This window comes from Acidimicrobiia bacterium, assembly GCA_035948415.1.
In the GTDB taxonomy this organism is placed as follows: domain Bacteria; phylum Actinomycetota; class Acidimicrobiia; order IMCC26256; family PALSA-555; genus PALSA-555.
On the sequence record DASZJD010000081.1, the window covers coordinates 1 to 21,942 of the forward strand.

Below are 21,942 nucleotides of genomic sequence, written 5' to 3' on the forward strand. Positions count from 1 at the left end.
AACCCGCCGATGAGCACCACGTACATCACGCCCATCGCCACGCCGAGGCCGCGGAGGCGGTATGGGCAGACGGCCTGGAGAACCGGCGTGACCATCGCAAACGCGCACGCCGTGAGCACGGCCTGCGGGATCCCCCAGATCACGAACCAGACAACGCTGTGCGTCGAGACCTGAAGCGGTGTGAACAGCGCGGAGGGGAGGATCAGCAGGCCGACAAGCACGAGTGCCCTCGCCGGATCCCTCCGGTACAGGCGGTCGAAGTACGCGCCAATGGGGTACAGGAACGGCACCGCCGTGTACCCCGAGATGCTCAGGATGAGACCGCGGTGCAGGATGTTCGTCTCGTGGAGCGTGTCGTTCAGGTAGAGCACCTGGAGGCTGCCGAGCGCGAAAACGCCGAAGCCGAGCGCTGCGAACGCGGCGATCGAGGTTCGGACGGTGGCGATCTTCTTCAGCCTCGCAAACGCCGCCTCCATTGAGGGGTGGGCGGGGTTCTCGTCCTCGATCACCTCACCGAGGACGTCGGCTTTCTCGTATTGCCCTCGCGGTGGCTCGCGCATCCAAAACGCGGCGATGCCGAGGAGGACCCCGGGGATGGCGAAGAGCAGAAACGCCGCGCGCCAGCCATCGCGGCCGCCCACCCAGATCGCGATCGCGCCGACCAGCACCGGACTGACGTTCCCGAGCACCTGCTGCCCGAGGTTCATCGCCGCGGACATGCGCGCCCGGATGCCGATCGGGTAGTTGTCCGCGATGAGCGGCGGGTTGACGGCGATACCGCTCGCCTTCGCCACGCCCGTGAAGCACACCGTCCAGAAGAACATGAACGCGTTCACCGCGATGCCGGTGAGGAACGTGAAGAACGCGGCGACGAGGCTGGCGACCCCGACGATCGGCACACGGCGGAAGCGGTCGGCGAGCCATCCCATCGGGATCGCGCCGAGGGCGTAAAACAACCCGGATGCGGTACCGATGAATACCGCGGTGCCGCTGCTGATGTGAAACGTCGCGCGTAGGTTGGGCGTGACGGCCTGCACGGCGTTGAGGGTCAGCTGATCGAGCGAGATCATCAGACCCAGCACGACGAACATGCCCTTGCCGCCGCGAACAAGCGCTTCACGGAACGTGACCGGCTCGGAGTTGACGCCGGGGAGCAAGTCGTCCGGGAAGATCACTTGCTCTTTGGCGAGCGCGTGGGCCCCCTGGCGCGCCGCCTCCTCGTCGAGGACCTCGGCCGCAAGCGCGGCGGCATCGCTGCGCGGTTCGTCCACGGGACCCTGCCTCGGCCGACGCTGGTTTGGTCGGATCGCTTTACTGCATTACACGCGGCTCAGTAAAGGCCGGGGCCACCCTCGCCCGGCCGGTCGTCATCCGGGTACGTTCTGGAGCGGCGAGAGCGGCTTCCAGTTGCCAGCGGGTGGGATCGAGGAGTCGTAGGCCTGCAGGCGGAAGCTGTCGTCGATGTCGTACTTGCCCTTGCGCAGCGATGCGTACGGCCCGCCGCCCCGGTTCGTGATCGCACCGAAGCGGTTGACGGTGTTGATCCAGTTCGTGTTGTTGAGGTCCTTGCCGACCCGGGTGGCGATGTCGTGGAACATCGTCATGACCTGACAGGCGTCGTTGATCGACCCGTTTGTGTCGAGCGTCTTCCCGCCGGGAGCCTTGATGACCTCCTCGGCGCTGGGGGCGCGCTTGCCGGTGTACTTCTGGTAGATCGCCGCGCAGTACGCCCAGTTGGCGCTCTTGTCGTACTCGGGCGGTGTCGGGCCTGCGGCCGAGGTGATCCCCTCGTACGGGTTGGGCTTGATCCCCGCGGTGGTGTCGTCCTTCGCTGAACTCAAGACGTCCGTGGTGTCAGTCAGGAGGAGCACCTTCGGCATGGCGCTGCGGATCGCCGCCACGAACTGCTTCGACGAGACGGTGTCGCCCGACAGGAAGAGGGCGTTGACCTGCTCGCTCTTCCAGCGCTCGATGAAACTGGCGAGCTGGGTGAGGGCCGCCGAAGTGTCGGATCCGCTGACCGACAGGATCCCGGTCGTGCCGGTCGCCACGCCGAGCTTCTTCACGGCGGGCTCAATGGTGCCGCTGAGGGTGCTGGCGATGGTGGAGTCACCGAGCACCGCGACCTTCTTGCCCTTGAGGGTGTGCTGTTTCCCGAGCAGATTGAGCAGGACCGTGGCCGTGCGTTCGTTCGTCGCACCTGGGTAGACGATGAGTCCCGGCGGGTTGGCCTTCAGGATCGCCTGCGTGAGGTTGAACGTCATCAGAACCCGCTGGTGCTGCTTCGCGACGCAGGTCTGGGCGTCGCCGGAGAAATCGATGAAGGTACCGATCACCGCGAAGACCTTGTCGTCCTCGGTGAACTTCGTGCAGACGGAGAGGGGTCCCGCGGTGCCAATCGGGCAATACGAGTCGTAGACCGGCACGAGTTTGCGTCCCGCGAGGGCGCCCTTCGCGTTGATGTCATCGATGAACGACTGGTACACCTGGTCCTGGTTCTCGCGGATCGAGTCGGTGAAGCTCTTGATGCAGTTGAAGTCGACGAGGGCAATCCCGACCTTCACCTCGGTCGGTGTCACTCCAACACCCGGCGCGGTCGACCCGTTGCCTCCCGCCGTCGTTGAGGACGCCGAGCTGCTCCTCCCAGGACCTCCGTACGCCGCGAACACTGCCGCGAGAAGCGCGGCTGCGATGGATACCCGCACCATACGAACCCGATTGCGCGGTTCTCGCCGACCCATCACGACCTCCCCCTCCCGAAGTGATCGGGAGGATAACAATCCGACCGCGTCGTCGTCCGGCAGGGCCGGCGTGCCCGAAGTCCCCCCTGGTCCCCGTCACTGGCGGCGCTCACCTACCGTTGGAGGAACGACTGGTACCTTCCCACGCCGGCCAAGGAGGTCAGGATGCAGGTCGGTTTCGTCGGATTGGGCGCCATGGGCCTGCCGATGGCGCGCCACCTGGTCGAGGCGGGACACGAGGTGGCCGTCGCCTCCCGGAGCCGCGGCCCGATCGCCGAGGCGGTGTCGTTCGGCGCCGTCGACGGCGGCGACGCCCGCGCCGTCGTGGCGGCGAGTGAGCTGACGATCCTCTGCGTCCCGAGCTCGCCGGACGTGGTTAGCGTGCTGGACGTCGCCCTGCCCGCGCTGCGTTCCGGCAAGCTCGTCGTCGACACCTCGACGATCGACCCTGAGGTCGAGCGCGCCCAGCACGATCGCGTCGGCGCGACCGGCGCCCGGTACCTCGAGGCGCCGTTGTCGGGCGGCACCGTCGGCGCGCAGAAGGGGCAGCTGACCCTCATGGTCGGGGGTGACGCCGACGTCCTCGCGGTCGCCCGTCCCGTGCTCGACGCCTTCGCCGGGTTGATCGTGCACGTCGGCGGTCCGGGCATGGGCCAGGTCGTGAAGCTCTGCAACAACCTGATCTACGCCGCCCAGATGCTCGCCACCGCCGAGGCGACGGTCCTGGCCACCAAGGCCGGGGTCGACCTCTCGGAGCTCTACGAGGTGCTGACGCACGCGACCGGCGACTGCGTCGCCGTCCGCACCCGGCTCCCCGCCGAGGGCGTGGTGCCCGACAGCCCGGCGTCGAACGGCTGGGCGCCCGGGTTCATGACCGACCTGATGGCGAAGGATCTCGACCTGGCGGTCGGGTACGCGGCAACGCAGCGCTCGCCGCTGTTCACGGCCGGCCTCGTGCGGCAGATCCTCGGGGCCGCCAGCGTGTCCGGCTACGGCCGCGAGGACTTCTCGTCCCTGGCCAAGGTCCTGCGCGTCCTCGCCGGCGTGTGAGCGTCCTCACCCTCGATCTCGGGACGAGCACGACGAAAGCCGCGCTCTGGTCGGGTGACGAGCTCGTGGGCCTGGTCCGAGTGCCGATCCCGACCCGGCACCCGGCGCCGCGGCGCGCGGAGCAGGACCCCCGGGACTGGTGGCGCGCGGTCGTCGAGGCCTGCGCGGCGCTGCAAGCGGCGACGCCGGACGGATACGCCCGGGTGCGCGCCGTCGGGTGCTCGGCGGCTCGCGAGACCTTCGCCGGCTTCGACCGCCAGCTCGAGCCCGTGAGCCCGGGCATCCTCTGGTCCGACACCCGAGCCGGCGACGAGCTCAAGACGCTCGGCGATCCCGCCCGGTTCCGGGAGCGGACCGGTGTCATCCTCAGCGCGGGCTGCGCCGCGGCCAAGGTGGCGTGGGTTCGCCGCCACGAGCCGCGCTGGTTCGAGGAGGCGGCCTGGCTGCTCGCGCCGCGCGACTTCGTGGTGGCGCGTCTCACCGGTCAGCCGCACAGCGAACCCACCTTGGCCTCGAGGACGGGCTTCTACACCCTCGACGGCTCGTTCCTCGGTGACGCCGCGCTCGGGCGTCGGCTGCCGCCGCTCATCCCATCGGTGCAGTCGACGCCGATCGCGAGACCGGATCAGCTGGGCCTGCCCGCGGGCAGCGTCGCCATCCTCGGCGCCGGCGACCGCGCGTGCGAGGCCGTCGGCGTGGGTGCCTCCGTGCGCGCTCCCATGGTGTCGTGGGGGACGACGGTCAACGTCTCGGTCCCGACGCCGGGACCGGTCGCGACCCTCCCGCACCGGGCCCAGGTCTCACGCGGGGTCGGGGACGGCTTCCTGCTCGAAGCGGGTCTTTCGGCCGCCGGCGCGGCCCTCGAGTGGCTGGGATCCCTGACCGGCTCGACCGGTGCGTCGCTCGTGCACGCAGCCGCCGCGGTGGCGCCGGGCGCGGATGGTTTGCTGGCGTTCCCCTGGCTCCAGGGCGCGCGTGCGCCGTGGTGGCAGCCCGCCGTGTACGGCGCCTTCATCGGGTTGACGAGCGCCCACGGGCCGGCGGAGCTGGCGCGGGCGCTGATCGAGGGGGTGGCCTTCGACACCGCCCGGTCGGTCGAGCAGCTCGCGCCCGACGCGCACGCCCTGCAGCTCGCGGGTGCGGGGGCGACGGAGGCTCTGTGGCGCTCGATCCTGGCCGCGGTCGCGCGCCGCTCGGTCGTGAGCCGGCGGCACTCGGACGCGGCGTCCGTCGGCGCCCGGCTGATCGTCGGGCAGGCCCGCGCCGAGCCGATGGATCTCGACCGCCTGAATCCCGTGATCGCGGTCGAGGCGCCGAGCGCGGAGCTCGTTCAGGCGTATCAGCCCGTTCGCCGGTCCGCCGACGCGGTCGCGTCCCGGCTGCTGGCGAACGACGCGTGAGCCGGGGCCGGCGGCCGTGGGGCTCCGGGGGAGGGACTCGAACCCTCAACACACGGGTTAACGGCCCGTCGTTCTGCCGATTGAACTACCCCGGAAACTGCATTGACGTTAGCAGAGTGCCGATTCGCTCCACGCGGTCGCAGTGACGCGCTGCGCTTCGGTGGACGCCAGCGCGCCCGCGCGCATTCGTCCGGTCGGCGCTCACCGCACGCGACGGCAGCCGCGCGGGCTGATGTCCGTGCGTCGGAGCGTACGTCGGGTCGCTCGTTCGCGTCCCGAGTCGGGCACGGCCCGGCCGCCGCGTCCCCGCCTCATCGCGGTGCCAACAGCACACTCGCCACTGCCCCCAGCTGCGTGTCGGAGATCGGCTTCGTGCGGGTCACCGCGACCAGCGCGAACACCTGACCCTGGCGGCACCAGAAGACCACGAAGTGGATCGTCGAGCCGGCGACCTTGCCGATATCGGAGTGCTCGAGCGCTTGGGTGTGGTCGAAGTCAACGACGGTCCACCGCGACGAGGGCCCGCTGGGGTGCGTGTAGGTGTTCGTGAACACCGCAACGTCAGCCGCGAACGCTCCGGCGTTGGCATCGAGACGCAACAGGTCGTACCGGCCCAGGGAGACCTGCCCGTTGCCCTGGAGCGGGAGGCGGTTGTCGACGGCGACGCAACCCTGGTACCCGCTGAACATGTCGCCCGCCGCCGCGGCCACGTTCGGGATGGTCCGGAAGGCGCTGCCCTTCGGCCCGTCCCACGACAGGTGCGCACCGGTTCGGAGCACCGAGCAGCGAGGCGGCCGCGGCGGCGTCGAGGCACGGGCGGGGCTGGTCGCCGCCCAGCCGGTCGCCGACGCGGCGATGAGGAGGGCGAGGCCGGGTCGGCCGAGAATCGTGGGGATCGCCGCGCCCGGGCGAACCCGTCGACGCGTCCGCGGGCCGCGACCCCGGGGGGAAGTCCTCATGGCGGGTGAGCCTGGCACCTCCAACTGGACCTTCGGGTGAACATCGAGCGGCAACTGGCCCGACTTCTGGATCGTGGTCGCCGGGCAGGCCCGGAGGCGAGCGTCGATGCGCCAGCGCCGCGTCCTGGCCGCAGAGGCCTCAGCTCGCCCGACACGACGTGGTCGACCCGCCTCGGAGCGGAACATCCGTTCGACCGAGGGGGATGCTAGGCAAGTGGTCGTGCGCTTTCGCGTCGGGCTCGTGCTCGGCTTCGCGGTCGGCTACTACCTGGGCGCTCGGGCCGGCCGGGAGCGGTACGAGCAGCTGCGGGGATGGCTCGGCCACATGCCGCTCGCCAAGGTGCACGCCGCCGTCGAGCTCGGCCGCGAGCGGCTGCGGAACGGCGACCCCAGCGACGCCGTGGTGCCCCCCTCCCCCAACTAGGTCGTCGCCGGACCCAGCGTCGGGGTCGCGTGCGGACGCGCCGGTCACCCCACCGCCGACCAGGCCGCCACACCGGCGAGCACGAGGAGCACCACACCCGTGATCCTGCGCACCGTCGTCACCGGGAAGAACCGGAGCAGCGTCTGGCCGCTGGCGACCGCGAGCGCCGCCACACACCAGAGAGCCGCCAGGGCACCGACGCCCACGCTCAGGGGCGAGTGGTAGTGAGCAGCCAGGTTGGCGGTCAGGATCTGGGTGAGGTCCCCCCACTCAGCCAGGAAGATGACGAGGAACGCCGTCACCACGATCTGCCGGTGTGACGCGGCCTCACGCGCGACGAGGCTCGTCTCGTCTCGAGCCCCCTCGAGGAACGCGTACACCGCTCCGCCCACGAAGAGCGCGGTCACGATCCAGTCGAGCACCCGATGTGACACCACGGCGAAGAGGCCCGCGCCGATCGTCGTCGCGATCGCGACGTGCACGAGGAACGCCGCCGCGGCACCGACCCAGACCAGGCGCGGACGGCCTCGTGACGCCAGCACCAGCGACGCGAACATCGTCTTGTCCGGGAGCTCGCCGATAAAGATGATCGGGAAGACCGCGACGGCGATCCCAAGATCCATCGACCCTCCTGGGGACGACCCCACGACCGCCGTCGGCCGTGTGCGGGCGCGATCGGTCGGTCAGTCTGGCTGATGCAGGGTGGCCGATCGCGGCCGGGTCGCCGGACCGACGTCGGCGGACGAACGGCCCTGGGCTAGCCGATCTCGACGGGCGTGCCCGGCTTGAGGACGGCGGCCAGCTGGGTGTCGACGTCGTTCGCCACATGCACGCACCCGTGGGACGTCGTGGCCCCGATCGACGTCTCCGAGGCTCGGCGACCGATGCTGGGCTGGCCACTGCGCCGCCGATGTCCCGGTCAGGGTGCCGCCACGAGGTGAGGTCGTGAACTGGGAACGCAAAAGCCCCCGAGCGCCGGCGAACCGTGCCCGGGGGCTGCCCAGTACCGCCCCAGGGGAGGCACTGGCTCAAGGATTCAACGGGTCCGGAGGGCCGGAATTTCAGACCCTGGGGGCCGGTCGCGGCGCACGGGTCGCACCGCCCGTGCCTCGCGCCTTACGCGACGACTGCCGCGAAGGACGCGAACAGATCTCCGAACAGAGGCTCTCCGAGGCGGCAGGTCATCGCGATCGGACGCTCGCCCTTCTGTAGCAGAGGGCGTCGGCCTTGGCATCGCTTATGTACTGAGGCTCCTCAACAGCGCCTCTAACCGTTACCCGAGCCGGCCCAGTGGCCACCCTTTGACGCCCAGAAGTCATTGATCCGGTTCTGCACCTTGTAGACGTAGATGATCCCACCGGCGATCGGGATGAGGTTCCAGAACGCAGTCAGCCAGCTGCAGGGCTTCTCCTTGCCCTCGCGTTCATAGAGGTTCCCGACCTCTGCGGGCAGTAAGAAGGCCGCGATGATGCCGCAGAAGATGGCGAACAGCAGCCCGAGGAGGCCGCCGACCCCTTCGCCGCTGTACTGCTTCATGTCCTCGAAATTCCGGTAGTACCACCACAAGCCGTAGATCCCGAGGGTAACGATGGTCAGCAGGACCACCGTCAACGGCCTGCGCATCTCGCCGATGGCCCCGGTGCCGCCAGTTTGGGCTGTAGGAGGAGGTGTGCTCATGATTGCCTTTCGTGAGCGCAGCGCGCTGCGCGAACCGTTGCCCGGACGCTAGCGCCGCGGCGGCTCCCGTGCACTGATAGACGCGGTTTCCCTCGCCTCGTGTGGGACCCTGTTCTCCGACTCACGGTCTGGTTACCCGCGGTACTTCTGGTTGTTGCTCGTTGGGCTCCTGCGACTTGACATCCATCAAGATGTCTCCTCTTGTCGGCGGCGTCGGCATAGCGTGGTCGCCGGGCCGGCTCGTCGTATGACGGGAGGTAACGGTACGCCAGAGCCCCCGCCCAAGGGCGGATCTTCGGCCGTGCGCGGCCCGGCGCGTCTCGCCCGCACGGCCAGAAACTCGGTGGATGGGCTCGGCTCGAGAGCGCCGTGCTCGCCGTGCGGGCCGCGCATCAGCAGCTGGTCTGCCAGACGAGCGCCTTCATCAAGCCTCCCCACTCGTAGAGGATGTCGCGTGCCCAACCGAAGAACGACGGATGGACGGTCACCACCAGGACCTGTCCGCGATAGCAACGCTTCAGCCGTAGTCGGGCTCGGGTGTCTTGGGGCGTGGACGTGACGGCGATGATGCGCCGCCAGTGACGCTTGGCCGCAAGTCGGGCTACATACCGGGCCTCACCTTGCGTGCTGATGGGGTTCGGCTGGAAGCAGATCAGTTCGACGCCGCTGATCCGCGGAGCGCATCCAGAGGGGACGTACTCACGGTCACGTTGGGACACCAGGAGAACAGGCGCATACCGCTGCTTCGCAAGCGCCAGACCCCTGTCAAGGCGAGGCCCGTCGCCACCCAAGACCAGGATGGCGTCGGCCCGTGATGGCTGGTCGCTGGCGGGCCAGACGAACAGACGAGAACTGGCCACGATCAACGCGACGACGAGAACCGCCGAGATCGTTGCGAGAATACGTAGCCGTCGCGAGCGAATGCGTAGCGAACGCACGCGGCGATCGTACCGGCATGTCTTCTGGCGTCGACATCAGCGATCCCGCGCGGCGCAGCCGGACGGAACACGCGCGTCGATCGCGAACTCGTGGCTCACCCGCATTCAGGCGTCGCGCGTCGCCACTTGTTGCCGACCCGTCGCCATCGGCTCTCGGTCGACACGCTGCTCAACCACAGCGCGTCCGAGCGGCGGGGGCGGCTCTGGGAAGGCTTCTTGGGTGCAACTCGTGGATGACACTTGAGGGTTTGCGGGCATGAACGGCTTTCCAAGCGGCCTTCCACGATCCCCGGCGTCGAGCGGCCCCCGCGGGTGCTCGGAGCGGTCGTCCGGACGGCGACTGTGACCCGGCGCCGTCAGAGCGCGCGGCCAAGAGCGGCAGCCGCGCGTTTGCCGCCTTTAGCCGGGCCTCATCGATGCCGAAGACATCGCCGATGCGGACAAGTGTCGGCGCGCCGCGGTCGGCGGTTCGGCTCTTCCTGACCTCCGCGGCGATCAGCGCCGTGCCCGTGGTCTTGCTCGGCCTGGTGCTCGCAGGGAACTATCGGGCCCAGGCCACAGATCGAGGCCTCGCGCAAGGGCGTTCCGAAGCCGTGCTCGTGGCCCGCACCACAGTTCAGCCGGTCCTGGCCGGAAGCCCCCTCGATCGCGGACTCTCGCCGGAGGAGCGGGCCGGACTGGCGCGCGTCGTCGACCGTGCCGTGAGGGGAGGCGACATTCTCCGGCTGCGCGTGCGGGGTCTTGAGGGCCGGGTCGTCTACTCAGATGACGGATCCGGGTTCGATCAAACGCCCGAGGCGGAAGCCCTGAGAGCGGCGCATAGCGCAGTAATCACGCGCTTGACCCGCCTGAATGGAGACAGCAACGACACCGGGCCGAAGGGTGTGACAGCCGTTGAGACGTACCAGCCCCTCGTCGCAGGCACGCCGGCACGTCCGGTCGGAGTCCTGGAAATGTACCTGCCGTACGCGCCGATCAGCCAGGACGTCACTGCTGGCCTCCACGCGCTCTATCGCGACCTCGCCGTTGGTCTGCTACTCCTCTACATCGCCTTGTTCGCCATCTCGGTCCGCATGAGCCGCGGCCTTCGTCGCCAGGTGGCGCTGAATGCCTTCATGGCGGAGCACGATGCGCTCACCAACTTGCCGAACCGCGCCCTCTTCCACCGCCGAACTGAGATCGCGGTGACACGGGCGAGGCGTCGCAAGCGCTCGGTCGCGATCGCCCTCGTCGACCTCGATCGGTTCAAGGAGGTCAACGACACGCTCGGCCACCACAACGGCGACCACTTCCTTGTTGGTCTCGCCGAGAGGCTCGCCGCCCACGCGCGACCGCAAGATACGGTCGCGCGCCTCGGCGGTGACGAATTCGGAATCATCTTGAGCGACGCCAGCGAGGCCGAGGAAGTCCTTCGCGGGCTCCGAGACATCATCGAGACCGAAGTCGAGGTCAATGGTCTCCCGCTATCGGTCGAGGCCAGCATCGGCTTTGTCATCGCGCCCGATGACGGTACCGACGTTCACACGCTGCTTCAACGCGCTGATGTGGCTATGTACGTGGCCAAGGCTGAACACAGCGGCATCGCTCGCTACGACAAGGCCAAGGATCACTACGACGCCGGCAAGCTCGAACTGATCGCCGAGCTCCGTCATGCCATCGATGACGGCCAGCTGCTCCTGCACTACCAGCCGAAGACGGCACTCGCCCGGGGAACGATCGACGCAGTCGAGGCCCTGGTTCGGTGGCAGCACCCCGTCCACGGGCTGCTCTACCCGGACGAGTTCTTGCCGCTCGCCGAACAGACAGATCTCATCCACCGGCTGTCGGAGTGGGTCCTTACAACCGCTCTGACCGACCTCAAGGGGTTCGGGCCCACAGCCTCCGATCTCGCGGTGGCAGTCAATGTTTCCGCTCGAGATCTCGGGCGTGCCGACTTTGCGACGAAGGTCGCCACCGTCCTTGCGCGTACTGGGGTTCCGCCGCAGCGGCTCATCGTCGAGATCACTGAGACCGCGCTCCTCGTCGATCCGGCCCGAGCTGTCACTCTGTTGCAGGAACTCGACCGCTGCGGGGTGCGGGTAAGCCTCGACGACTTCGGGCGAGGCCAGACCTCCCTGAGCTACCTCTCGGCACTCCCGCTCCACGAGCTCAAGATCGACCAGAGCTTCGTTGGCGACATGATCGAAAACTCGGCCCACGCGGCGATCGTCCGCTCCGTGGTCGAGCTGGGCCACAACCTGGCGCTCCGCGTCGTCGGCGAAGGAGTCGAGACTCCCGAGGTTTTGACGATGCTTCGAGAGGCGGGCTGCGACGAGGCGCAAGGCTTCCTCCTCGGCCGCCCGATGCCAGCCGATCAGCTGCGGCGCTGGATGGCGACGGCTGCCCCCGGGCCGGTCACGGAGAGTGATCTCGAGGCAGTCCTCGCGGACGCTTCCGCACGTTCTCCCAACATCTGAGCACCCGCGATGCACACAGCTCTTCGCACCTCACGTCGGACGGGACGAGAGTCCGTCCGACCAAGTCGGGTGGGGCCGGCAGGGATCGAACCTGCGACCAAGGGGATTATGAGTCCCCGAGAGCCCCCGCGCTGACCTGCAACGATTCGCGTGGCCCCGTGTTCGTGCACGGTTCCGTATCCGGCTGAGTGGATGTTGCCGCGACTGGGTCCGTTCCCTGCCCGCCTGTTCAGGCGACGTGGTCAGTCCAGGCGTTGCCGTCCCAGTACCGCTGATCGGCCCGGCCCATCGGGTCGAAGTACCAGCCTGCCGGCTGCGTTGGCGTCACGCTGGCGCCTCGTCCCAATGTGACCGGGCGACCTCGTTACAACGCTCAGCGCGGCGGGCCATTGCGCGTGTGCGTCTGAGGCGTTCGCGACCCACCCCCCCATGCCCCGGCCGGGCTGTGTCGTCCGTGCGCGCGGCTCCGGCCGAGAGCTGGGCGGGCTACCCGGCCCGGGGCACGCGTGGTGCGGCTACCTGGCGAGGAAGGCTTCAAAGAGCGGGTTGAGTTCCTCGGCGTGGGTCCAGCCGATGTTGTGGGGGCCGCCTTCGATCTCGTGGTACTCGGCGTGGGGGACGAGCGCCGGGAGGCGTCGACCGGAGCTGGGGGGTGGAAGGATCCGATCCTCACTGCCTTGCACGATCAGGAGCGGAACGCTCCCGAGGCCGGCCATGTCACCGCGGAAGTCGGTGCCCCAGGTGTCCACACACTTGAGTGTTCCGATCGCTGACGCTCCCGCGGCGACGTTCCAGCTGTTTTGCCACGCTTGGTCGCTGATCCGACCTGTTCCGCGGTAGACGCCGACGTTGTAGAAGTCGTCCAGGAAGGCCTTCTGGTAGGCGAATCGGTCCTGGCGGATCGCTGCCTTGATGTCTTCGAACACCTTCGCGGGGGACACCCTCAGGGTTGTCATCGGCCTGCACGAGGTAGGGACCCAACGGCCCGAACAACGCCGCCTTGGCGACGCGCTCAGCGCCGCGAGTCCCGAGGTATCGGGTGACCTCTCCGGTGCCCATCGAGAAGCCGACCAAGACTGTGTCCCGAAGATCCAAGCTGTCCAGGAAGACATCAAGGTCATTTGCTAACGTGTCGTAGTCGTAGCCAACTGTAGGTTGGCTGGACTTCCCGAAGCCTCGACGATCGTAGAAGACGACCCGGTGGCCGGAGTCAAGCAGCATCGGGATCTGCTTTTCCCAGGAGGCTCCATTGAGGGGGAAGCCGTGGATCAGAACGACGGGCTGACCGGCGCCGTGGTCCTCGTAGTAGATGTCGATGGTGGTCGAGTTCTCGTGACCAACGGTGATGTAGGGCATTCCGGACCTCCGATCCAATCTGTCTGATCCCTAGCGGCGGCACCTCCTCCCTAAAGGGTCTCCCTCCGAGCATCCGTCCTTTCCCGCGACGCCGCAAGAGCGACGTGGCCCGATCCGTCGCAGCATCGCCGGTCAGGTGACGATCGGAGTGTGCGGCCAGCCGCTCACCCAACGCGTCGGCGGGGAGTGAGGAGCTACCGCCGAAGCGTGGGCCTCCTCTTCGGCTTAACGACCGTCGAAAAACCGATCGTGAGCTTCGGGGTCAGCTGGGAGGTCCCAGAGATTCGTGATCTTCCCATCGGAGTCGATCGTCAAGACGTGGGCCTCTTCAACGTCGAGCGTTGCGCCGTCGGTTCGGGTCGCCGTCTCACGCAGCGCGACCACCGCGTGATTATCGTCAGCGAAGACACCATGTATATCGAGCGCCTGGGTGCCGCCGGTCATCGTGAAGGCGGCAATCAGCGCCTTTTCGATCGCCTCGCGACCCTTGTGGTCGCCGCTGATAGGACCGGCGCCGTTGAAATGGAACACCGCGTCGTCAGCGAGATCTGCAAGCGCCCCGTCCAGGTCGCCTTTGGCGAAGGCCGCGTACGCGTCGCGCACGCGTGCCTCATTCGGATGCTGAGCCATCGTGCCCCCCTTCCCGTGGCTTCAATTCCTCCGCCCGACTGATCGTAGGACAGAGCGCTCGGCCCCGCTCAAGGGCCCAGCCCGCCCCTCGGCGCCTCGGCGCCTCGATCGTGAGCGACTTCGATCAGGCGTCTAGGAACTTCAGTTGGTCACTATCGAATTGTCGTTAAACGGCCCTTTCCGTCGCGGTTACAACAGCGTCGGCGCGCCGCCGCAAAGGCGGGGTTTGTGCGGCGGCGCGTCGGCGAGGCGGTCAAAGGCCAGACGGATGGACTCCGGCCTCCGGGGTCCAACTTCCCTGCCCTCGTTTAGATGCCTCGCGGCTCTTGGGGCTTTCCCCTTTCCAGGTCGCTCGAAACGAACGCTGCAGACCTCCCGGTGCGGCGGGCCCACGCCTTTGTGGCGCCGAGCCGAACTACCGGGGACGACGACCCATCTTGAGGCGACACGACGCAAAAAACCTGACCGTCGCCCTCTGGGGAATCGCCGCGGACACAGTCCGACCTCCACGAGCATGGATCACGCCCAAGAGGAGGTTTTCGTCGTGCTGCCGGTCGACGGCCGACACTCGCTCATCCGTAGCGTCACGCTTCGAGGTCCATCCACACTATGTCTCGTGTTGGAATGCCGTTCTCCTCAAGTCCGAGCGGATACCCACGCTCAACGGTGAAGAAGTCGCGCTCAACATGCGTCAAGCGGAAGCCAAGCCGTTGATAGAACGCCAGCTGCCGGACACCGGAGCTTGCAGTACCCACCACAATCCGCTTTCCGGAGCCTCGCAGGCGATCGCACACCTCGGTAACCAGCCACGTGCCGACGCCACGACCCTGGTCGTCCTCATCGACCGCGACGGCGCGTAGTTCTGCGGTCTGGTCATCGATGTCGATCACCAGAACGGCTCCGACCGGTCGGTCCGTTGGCTCGTCAACGACGCCATAGAGCACTCCGTCGTACACGTACCGGCGGAGTGGTTCGGGCTCATCGGCGAGTTGCAACAGCGGGATCCACATCTCGCGTCCGCCGCCGGACTCGATCGTCACGATGGTCGCCATCACCGGCGCAGCCTACGACGATCGCCCCGCCGCACCAGCGGTGATACCCGTACCGCCATGTTTGGCGCGTGTTATGGGGCGCGCGTGTTCGTTAGCGACTCACCGGCGTTCACCTCGGCGACCTACGCGCACGTGGACCACGAGGAGGTCGGCTAGGCCCTGCGGGCCTCGAGGCGGCGTTCGAACAGGGGTCCTGACCGAAGATCGTCGTTGCAGTTTCCGCCTGGCGGTCGGGTGCATCGCTTGATGCTCCGCCCGAGAGGGCCTTGCAAGGAGCCGAAAGAGCCCGGCCGCGGGTGTGCAAGCGTGTGCATTCCGGCCGGACGCGCATCCGGCGGGACTCGGAACCGTCGCGGCAGTAGTGGGGCCGGGAGGGATCGAACCTCCGACCAAAGGATTATGAGTCCCCTAGAGCAAACGCGCTGACCTGCGGCGATTCGCGTTCGCCCTTGCAGTAGGCCGTTTCCGTGTCACTCACCATCCCGGCGCGTCCCGCTTGGTACCGCTGTCATGTTGCCCGGATGTTGCCCGGCCGCTGTCCCATCACGGGCAAGGGATTTCGCTGGCTACCTCGTCGATGTCATGGGTGGCTGCTGCCTTGAGCGCGTCCAGGTTGCTCTGTCGGGCAGCGGAAACCGCGTGGGGGAACTGCAGGGCCTCGAAGGCGTGACGCGTCGCAGTGAGACGCCGGCAAGCGTTCTGGGTCCGGTGGTGGAGGTAGTGGGTCCTGGCCTTCTGGAGCATGTCGTCCTTGATCTTCATCAGTGGGTGCTGTAGCTCGGGGAAGCTGCCTTTGATGTCGAACGCGGTAACCCCCCCGGCGAAGTCGACGAGGTCGAGAAGGTTTTCGATTTTGGCTTGTACCAGGTCGGTCCCGAGAAAGTCGTTTTCCTGCTGGGTTGGCGACGCCGGCACCCGCATGTCGATCACGGAGCCGACGATCAGGCCGTTGTCGTCGACGCCGGATAGGTCGGCGATGAATGCCGAGTTCGACGGCTGCTGGACGAGGTTCTGGGCGAGGAAGGGAGTGCGGTGCGACCAGACGATTCCGACGCTGGGCAACCCACCGGTCGGCAGCTTGAAGCCGTCGCCGACGACGAGCCCGCTGTCCGAGATCCCCTTGGCGGTCCCGAAGGGATAGCCGGGCAGCAGCTTGAGGTCCGTGACCCGATCGGGATGGGCCAGGTTCAGCAGGATCGGGTGTGGCCCGCCACCCTCGGTGCGAATGCCGACCACCTCCCCGCTGAGGTTCAGCTGGATGAGTGTCCCCGGGAACGGGAGGGTGTGCGCCACTCCCTCAGGGGTCCAGAAGGCCGCATGGCCGTCGGCCGTCTTCCCAACCACCGCCCCGTCGGCCCTGATGCCGCGCGCGGCGCCCGGCCCCAGGTCCCGGGTCGCGCCGGTTGCGGGGTTCCATACCCCGGCGTGCTGCTGACCGTCGCCGCCGGTCGCGGTCACGGCCACCAGCGGACCGAACGCGATCGCGTTCGCGTCACCCTGTACCGGCAGAACCTTGGGCTGACCGCCCGGAGGAAGAAACAGCGGGTTCGGGCCGCCCGCACCGATCAGCGTCCCGGCCATCTCGTCGTTGGCGTTGATTGCCACCAGCGCGCTCTGGTTGCCGGCGAGCGGCGACCCGCCCGGGAACAACGGGCGACCGAAGATCACCGCGTGGCTTGTGCCGTCGGCGTCCAGGCGTTGGCCGACCGCAGTCCCATCGGACGAAATCTTGTTCAGGACGCTCCGCGACCCCGCCGGCTCCGGGAACACCTGGATCTGGTAGCCGCCCGGCGCCAACGGTCGCGGCGCCGCCGCCGACGGCGATGCGACCACCGCCCCCGCCACGACCGCGACTGCGAACCATGCGAGCCGGCTCGCAGCCCTGACCCCCTGTGGGCCCCGCACGACCGCAATCTAGGCCCAAGCGAGCCACGCGCGGCCACCATGTACCGCTCGAGCATGGTCAAGAACACCCGAACTGGGCCGGTTCTGTCACACGCTCGCCGTACCGTCCGAGGCATGGCCGTCGAGTGGCGTTGCCCAACCCACGGGGCGATCCCCACCGGTGAGGTAATCAGCGACCCCGAGCGGGCCGACGCCGCCCGACCTGCCTTTGGGGTAACTGCGTTCCCGGCCTGCGGCGTCCCGATCCGTCGCAGCATCGCCGGTGAGGTCACGGTCGGAGTGTGCGGTCAGCCGCTCACCCAGACTCAGGCCGAATTTCTTTGTTCGTGGCCACCCCAAGTTGAGAAACCCGGAATGTCCGGCAGTTCTGCGGCCGTGGAGCAGCCCTCGCGTCCCGTCCCGATCCGGGAGCGGACCCGGGTAAGTGGGAACGGGCCGAATTTGGCATGCCCGCGGGTCAGGGCAGGTTCAGCGGGTCACCTTCTAACGCCTGCGGGCTGTTCTCCCTACGGCTGCCCAACGCGAGCTAATAAGCGTTCTGGGAGTATCCAGCATTCGCCCACTGACCCAATGACTGGTGTAACGAGCGGGCGACGGGCTTCCCCCTACAGCGCCGGCGCGCGGACGAGGGCCATGCGGGCCAGACCCGCCAGTTGCTCGCTCGTGATCCTGTTCAGGTCGGCGACGCCGGGGAGGTTGGAAGGGCTCGTCACCTCGAAGGTGACGAAGAGCCTGAGTCGGCCCCTCCATGCCGTGACGTCACTTCCTCCCGCCGACGTGGCAGTGGGTGGAGCAAATTCGTACACGGCGTGGTCACCCAGCCCCGGGAGATCCTTGACGGTCCCCGCGCTGCCGAACACGCTGGATGTTCGGGCCGACTGGAAGTCGCTTTCGGGATCAGTCGAGGTGAGGTGGTCGGCCTCGACGGCCAGCCGGTCGTTGTTCGCCAGCGGGTAATAGCAGGCGCCCTTGTCCTTGGAGACCGCGGTCCGTCCGACGGGCTCACCCAGCGCTGCGGCCACCTCCGAGGTCGTCAGCAGTACGCAGGTGTTGGTCACAGCTGGGCCGTTCACGCTCGACGCCGAACCGCCCGAGGACGTGGTTCCGCTGCCGCCACTAGAGAAAGCACCGGCGAGCGCCAGGACCGCGATCGCCACGATCACCACGATGGCGACGATGCCTCCAATCAACAGTGGGCGGCGCGGCCCGCCCGCGGGCCGTGGTGGCCGAGTGGGGGGTGTGGTGGGCGGGCCCGTCGGCGGGCCGGACGGTGGCCCCGAGGCTGCGCCCGGCGGACCGGACGGTGGACCTGGAGGAGTCTGGGACGGTGCCGGCGGCGACGCGGGCCGTGGAGGGGGCGGCCCCGTCGGCGGTGGTCCTCCCGGGTCGCTCATCCGGGCTTCCCGCCGGGCCCGCTGACGGTGAGGTGGAAGGCGCAGGCGGTTTCGCCGCCGTCGGCACAGGTCGCGGGTGTCTCCTGGTCGACGCCCGTAATCGCGGGTAGGTCCAAATGTTGCGTCACGACGTGTTCGGGACACATGGCTGGTGCGGTTCGATGGGGTCACAGATGATCACGTGCTGCGTCGTGGGCGTCGTGCCCGGCTGCGCTGGGCCTCCTTGCTGCGTTGGGCCTCCTTGCTGCGGCACGGACGGGGGCACCGTGTACTGCGGGGGCGCCTGGTACAGCGGATACGTCGTCGATGTCGTCGGCAACGTGAGCGTGGTGGAAGCGCTCGGGTCGACCGTCTTGACACCGCCACTCGATCCGCTGTTGCTCCATGCCCACCCACCGAGCGCGAGCAGGGCCGCGATGAGGACGCCGGCCGCGACACCCCACCCGCCGCCGGGGGCCCCCCGGATTCCTCCCGCGACGAGGGTGCGCAGCGTCGACCCGGCAGCGGCCCGTGCCGCACCCACGGCCAAGGGAATCGTGACCAGGGCCTGCGGGTTTTCCTCGAGGGTTGTGACCAACCCTTCGGCCTCGGTCTCGACGGCCGGCGCTGCCGCCGGCAGCTGACTCGTCCACGTCGTGTCGTAGACGTGTGCGCGAAAGAAGTCCGTTATGGCTTGGCTGCCCTGGCCGACCAGGGCTCGAGCCTGGGCTAGTTGGTCTTTGACGACGGCGATCTCCCGGCGGCCCAGGTCGATGAGTGACTGTTCGGTCCACCCCCCGGAGTCCTCGATGGCATACCGAGTATTCGGGTCGATTCCTTGACTGAGTTGGTCCTGCAAGCTGCGCTCAGCGGATTGCTGGAGGGTCTGGAGTTGCTGGATGTACTGATCCAGGATTTGGGCCGGGTCTTGTGCCATCGCTCAGTCCTCGACCGACGATTCGCCCGGAGCGCGGGCCGGAAGCTCCAGCGTTTGCAGACTCAGCCCGTCGTAGCGGTGCACCCGCTGACCTTGCAGGTCAACGATCCACGCGGTGTCATCGCGCACAACGAGGCCGACCTCGAACGCCTTGCGCTGGAAGGTGTCGGGGGCAAGGCGCCCGGCGGCGAGGTCGTCGAGGAGCCGCCCGTACTCGCCGAGCGTGCCCTCCAGGACCGCGAGCATGTCGTCGCCCGTCCCGGCGCGTGGTTCCAGCCCCACGATCCGCCGGCCATCCGTCCAAGCGGACCACTGGTTGGAACACAAGACGCGGGCCCACCCATCAGCGCGCTGCTCCAGGACACGCACCTCGAGGCCAGCGTCCAAGGTCGCGTCCGCCGATCGGGTCGGGTCGGGCTCATTCCAGGCCGACAGTCCTCCCGCAGGAACCCGATGCGTCGGAACGAACGGCTCGGCCATCACCATCCCCAACGTGCCGAGGGCGGTCGCCGATCGGCGCGGGTGGCGCGCTCTACTCCACAGCGCCCGCGCATGTGGGCGCGACGACGCTGGCCGGTATCACGCGAGCCACGGGCGGGCGAGAGAACTTGCCGACACCGAGGACCCCCACCCATAACATCCCCCGACGCCGCCCGTCGGGCCCTTCACCCCAAACGATGCCTCGGTCTCACCCACCTGTCAATGCCGAAGCAGCGGTCACCGGAACAGCGCGGCACGTCGCAGCACCGCCGGGTCATGGTCAGCGAGCGCCGACAGGAGAACGATCGCACCGCGGCGTTCCTCGAGCCACAGCGCGTGTTCGTTACGGTCGATCGGCTCGGGGCCGAGCTCATCGGCCTCTTGGATCGCTTGCGCTCTCAGTTCGCTGGCGTCCACGGATCTGAGTATCACCCGGGAGCGAGACCATCGGTGGCCGGCCCCGGTAACTTGCTCGGACGTGGAGCGATTGGGCCTCTACGTCGCCGGGCCCCTTGCTGCGGCCAGCCTCGGGCTCGGGCTGCTTTCAGCATCGACTTACGCGGCCTCGGTGATCTGGACCCTTGCATTTGCTTGGACGATCCTGGCCCTAAAGGCGTGGAACGCCCAGCGACTCGACTTAGTGCAACGCACGATCCGACTCGCAAACCGGATCCAACAGTGCGGCGCCGAGGGACGAAACGCCGTCCGCTGGCGGCCCATGTCCCCGTACGGCCCGCAGGTCTCCGCGGCGCTACACCTCCGCGATCTGCAGGAACGAAAGCACCGATGGTGGTGCAAACGTCGGCGACGCTTCACAAGGCGCATGCACGAGGAACTAATCCGAATCCTCAATGAATGGGGTCACCAAGGGCAGATCCGCCACCGTCTAGACCCATTCTTTTCGACGCCTCCGTCGTCCGATGAGGAATACGAGCTCGTAGGCACACAGGTCGCCTGGCTCACGGTACCGGAGGCGTAGGTACTGGCCGCCTGGTCCTGATCCGCGGCCGGCTTTTCGCTACGACTCTTCCTGGAATCGACGGACCAGGTAGTCGATCTGGTCTTCGTGAATGCGAGCGAAATTGAACAGCACAAACAGGCTGTCGACCACCATACGGACCAGCTCGCCAAGGCTAGGGTCGATGTCGTTCAGCGTTGTCACGACGAAGGCTTCGTGAACCGGTGCGGTGCATCGAGAGGGGCAGGCAGCAGCCCCGTAGCGCGTCCGGCACGGTCGCGGGCTACCGCTCGCTGCTCGACTCGCGCATTGTCCCCCGGTTCGGTTGGACTCACCTCAGCGCGCTGCGCGCCTCAGACATTCAGGCGTTCGTATCCGAGCTCACCGCCGAGGGTTTGTCCGCGTCTCGGGTCCGTAAGGTCGTCATCGTCCTGCGAATGGTGTTCGATGCCGCGCTCCGGGACGGCCTCATTCGGACAAGCCCGGTAGCGGGCATTCGGCAACCGCGGATCGAACGTGAGGAAGCGCCTTACCTCGCTCCGTCCACGGTGGACGCCATCGCTGACGCCATGCCAACCGCCGAGTACCGGACACTCATTCGGGTGCTGGGGATCGGCGGCCTGAGGTTCGGGGAAGCGGCAGCCCTGACCCGGGATCGTATCGACGTGCTCCGTCGCCGGATCATGGTCCGGGAGACGCTGACCGAGGTCAACGGGCGACTTCACCGGACCGCCGGTAAGACGTACCAGGCCCGGGCGGTTCCCCTTCCCCCGACCCTGGCGGATGAGCTTGCGACGCACCTAGCGGCGAACGTGGGGCCTGAGGCCGGCGCCCCGGTGTTCCGAGCCCCGAACGGCGGGAACCTCCGCTATGGGGCGTTCTATCACCGCCGTTGGCTGCCGACGCTGGACAAGCTCAACCTTCCGGCCGTAGGTGTTCACGTCCTGCGCCACTCCGCCGCGGCCCGTATGATCCAGGCCGGCGCCCCGCCAAAGGCCGTCCAGCAGATCCTCGGCCACCGCTCCGCCGGGTTCACGTTGAGCGTCTACGGCCACTTGTTCGAGTCGGACCTTGACGACCTGGCCGCGCGGCTCGACTCATGTTGCCCCGATGTTGCCCCGCCGGTCGCGATCCTCGAGCCCGGGTCCCGCTAACCCTTGTCACAGTACGTGGGGCCGGCAGGGATCGAACCTGCGACCAAAGGATTATGAGTCCCCTGCTCTGACCACTGAGCTACGGCCCCACCTGATCATGCCGCGCCTCGACGCGCCTCGAAACTGGTTGGGACCGTTGCGGTTGGCCGAGTGACGGCGCTCATTCAGGCCCACGAACCGGCGCGTTCGGCCGTCGGGCCTGCCCGGACTGCTCCTCGTCGAACCCGCACCTTCCGCGCTGCTCGGACGGAGCTTCGGGCGAGCTGGTCGCTCGAGCCCGTCCGATTGCTCAAGGGGGCGGCCCGGAAGGCCGAGCACCTGCCCCGTACCAGTAGTGAGGACCCGATGCTCCCCCGCCTGACCCGGATCGCCGCGCTCGCAGCGGCCGCGACCGCGGTGTCTGGATGTGCGCTCTCGTCGGTACCGGGGTCGGGGCCTCCGGGAGGCTCCAC

19 protein-coding genes, 3 tRNA genes and 2 pseudogenes are annotated in these 21,942 nt (G+C 68.1%); 5 read left to right on the top strand and 19 right to left on the bottom strand.

Annotated elements, in window-relative coordinates; all coding sequences use genetic code 11:
- A partial coding sequence (locus tag VG869_11310; GenBank protein ID HEV3451782.1) for an MFS transporter occupies positions 1-1,271 on the bottom strand: 1,271 nt, incomplete at its 3' end.
- A 96-nt stretch (positions 1,272-1,367) separates the two neighbouring features.
- Positions 1,368-2,579 carry an ABC transporter substrate-binding protein gene (locus VG869_11315; GenBank protein HEV3451783.1) on the bottom strand — a complete coding sequence of 404 codons (1,212 nt, stop codon included), beginning with the start codon at positions 2,577-2,579 and terminating at the stop codon, positions 1,368-1,370.
- Between the two features lie 261 nt (positions 2,580-2,840).
- Between VG869_11315 and VG869_11320 the strand changes: the two genes are divergently transcribed.
- Positions 2,841-3,791, top strand: coding sequence for an NAD(P)-dependent oxidoreductase (locus tag VG869_11320; GenBank protein ID HEV3451784.1), 951 nt, complete (start codon positions 2,841-2,843; stop codon positions 3,789-3,791).
- Positions 3,788-5,191, top strand: a complete 1,404-nt coding sequence (locus VG869_11325) for an FGGY family carbohydrate kinase (protein HEV3451785.1) — start codon at positions 3,788-3,790, stop codon at positions 5,189-5,191. The genes VG869_11320 and VG869_11325 overlap by 4 nt, the downstream gene beginning before the upstream one ends.
- Positions 5,192-5,213: 22 nt before the next feature.
- Here the strand turns inward: VG869_11325 and VG869_11330 are convergent.
- Both VG869_11330 and VG869_11335 read right to left on the bottom strand, forming a co-directional pair.
- Positions 5,214-5,286, bottom strand: a tRNA-Asn gene (locus tag VG869_11330).
- Positions 5,287-5,502: 216 nt separating this feature from the next.
- The gene (locus tag VG869_11335; protein HEV3451786.1) at positions 5,503-5,970 is read right to left on the bottom strand and encodes a hypothetical protein; all 468 of its coding nucleotides are present in this window, start codon (positions 5,968-5,970) and stop codon (positions 5,503-5,505) included.
- 400 nt (positions 5,971-6,370) lie between these two features.
- Between VG869_11335 and VG869_11340 the strand changes: the two are divergent.
- Positions 6,371-6,460: pseudogene (locus tag VG869_11340) on the top strand (YtxH domain-containing protein).
- 158 nt (positions 6,461-6,618) lie between these two features.
- Here VG869_11340 and VG869_11345 read toward each other — a convergent pair.
- The 3 genes from VG869_11345 to VG869_11355 all read right to left on the bottom strand — a co-directional run bounded on the left by VG869_11345 (position 6,619) and on the right by VG869_11355 (position 9,189).
- On the bottom strand, positions 6,619-7,197 hold the full coding sequence (locus VG869_11345; GenBank protein HEV3451787.1) for a TMEM165/GDT1 family protein: 579 nt from the start codon (positions 7,195-7,197) through the stop codon (positions 6,619-6,621).
- A gap of 643 nt (positions 7,198-7,840) precedes the next feature.
- Positions 7,841-8,251 (bottom strand): DUF4234 domain-containing protein, encoded by a 411-nt coding sequence (locus tag VG869_11350; GenBank protein HEV3451788.1) that lies wholly within the window; start codon positions 8,249-8,251, stop codon positions 7,841-7,843.
- 392 nt (positions 8,252-8,643) lie between these two features.
- On the bottom strand, positions 8,644-9,189 hold the full coding sequence (locus tag VG869_11355) for a YdcF family protein (GenBank protein HEV3451789.1): 546 nt from the start codon (positions 9,187-9,189) through the stop codon (positions 8,644-8,646).
- A gap of 416 nt (positions 9,190-9,605) precedes the next feature.
- Between VG869_11355 and VG869_11360 the strand changes: the two genes are divergently transcribed.
- Entirely contained in the window at positions 9,606-11,645 is a 2,040-nt protein-coding gene (locus tag VG869_11360) for a bifunctional diguanylate cyclase/phosphodiesterase (GenBank protein ID HEV3451790.1), read from the top strand.
- A gap of 70 nt (positions 11,646-11,715) precedes the next feature.
- On the opposite strand, the gene VG869_11365 is transcribed toward VG869_11360, so the two are convergent.
- The 11 genes and pseudogenes from VG869_11365 to VG869_11415 form a co-directional block, all read right to left on the bottom strand.
- A tRNA-Ile gene (locus tag VG869_11365) sits at positions 11,716-11,803 on the bottom strand.
- A gap of 71 nt (positions 11,804-11,874) precedes the next feature.
- Positions 11,875-11,973 (bottom strand): DUF2510 domain-containing protein, encoded by a 99-nt coding sequence (locus tag VG869_11370; protein HEV3451791.1) that lies wholly within the window; start codon positions 11,971-11,973, stop codon positions 11,875-11,877.
- 187 nt (positions 11,974-12,160) lie between these two features.
- Positions 12,161-13,001 (bottom strand): annotated as a pseudogene (locus VG869_11375) (alpha/beta hydrolase).
- 225 nt (positions 13,002-13,226) lie between these two features.
- On the bottom strand, positions 13,227-13,631 hold the full coding sequence (locus tag VG869_11380; GenBank protein HEV3451792.1) for a nuclear transport factor 2 family protein: 405 nt from the start codon (positions 13,629-13,631) through the stop codon (positions 13,227-13,229).
- Between the two features lie 584 nt (positions 13,632-14,215).
- Positions 14,216-14,683, bottom strand: coding sequence for a GNAT family N-acetyltransferase (locus tag VG869_11385; GenBank protein HEV3451793.1), 468 nt, complete (start codon positions 14,681-14,683; stop codon positions 14,216-14,218).
- 543 nt (positions 14,684-15,226) lie between these two features.
- Entirely contained in the window at positions 15,227-16,528 is a 1,302-nt protein-coding gene (locus VG869_11390; GenBank protein ID HEV3451794.1) for a hypothetical protein, read from the bottom strand.
- Positions 16,529-17,193: 665 nt separating this feature from the next.
- Entirely contained in the window at positions 17,194-17,754 is a 561-nt protein-coding gene (locus tag VG869_11395; GenBank protein HEV3451795.1) for a hypothetical protein, read from the bottom strand.
- 352 nt (positions 17,755-18,106) lie between these two features.
- Entirely contained in the window at positions 18,107-18,898 is a 792-nt protein-coding gene (locus tag VG869_11400) for a hypothetical protein (protein ID HEV3451796.1), read from the bottom strand.
- A 3-nt stretch (positions 18,899-18,901) separates the two neighbouring features.
- Positions 18,902-19,267, bottom strand: a complete 366-nt coding sequence (locus VG869_11405) for a hypothetical protein (protein ID HEV3451797.1) — start codon at positions 19,265-19,267, stop codon at positions 18,902-18,904.
- Positions 19,268-19,615: 348 nt separating this feature from the next.
- Entirely contained in the window at positions 19,616-19,795 is a 180-nt protein-coding gene (locus tag VG869_11410; protein HEV3451798.1) for a hypothetical protein, read from the bottom strand.
- A gap of 601 nt (positions 19,796-20,396) precedes the next feature.
- On the bottom strand, positions 20,397-20,540 hold the full coding sequence (locus tag VG869_11415; protein HEV3451799.1) for a hypothetical protein: 144 nt from the start codon (positions 20,538-20,540) through the stop codon (positions 20,397-20,399).
- Positions 20,541-20,560: 20 nt separating this feature from the next.
- Between VG869_11415 and VG869_11420 the strand changes: the two genes are divergently transcribed.
- Complete coding sequence (locus VG869_11420) at positions 20,561-21,490, top strand: tyrosine-type recombinase/integrase (protein HEV3451800.1); 930 nt, start codon at positions 20,561-20,563, stop codon at positions 21,488-21,490.
- A gap of 16 nt (positions 21,491-21,506) precedes the next feature.
- Here VG869_11420 and VG869_11425 read toward each other — a convergent pair.
- Positions 21,507-21,579 (bottom strand) — tRNA-Ile (locus VG869_11425).
- Positions 21,580-21,942: the final 363 nt, after the last annotated feature.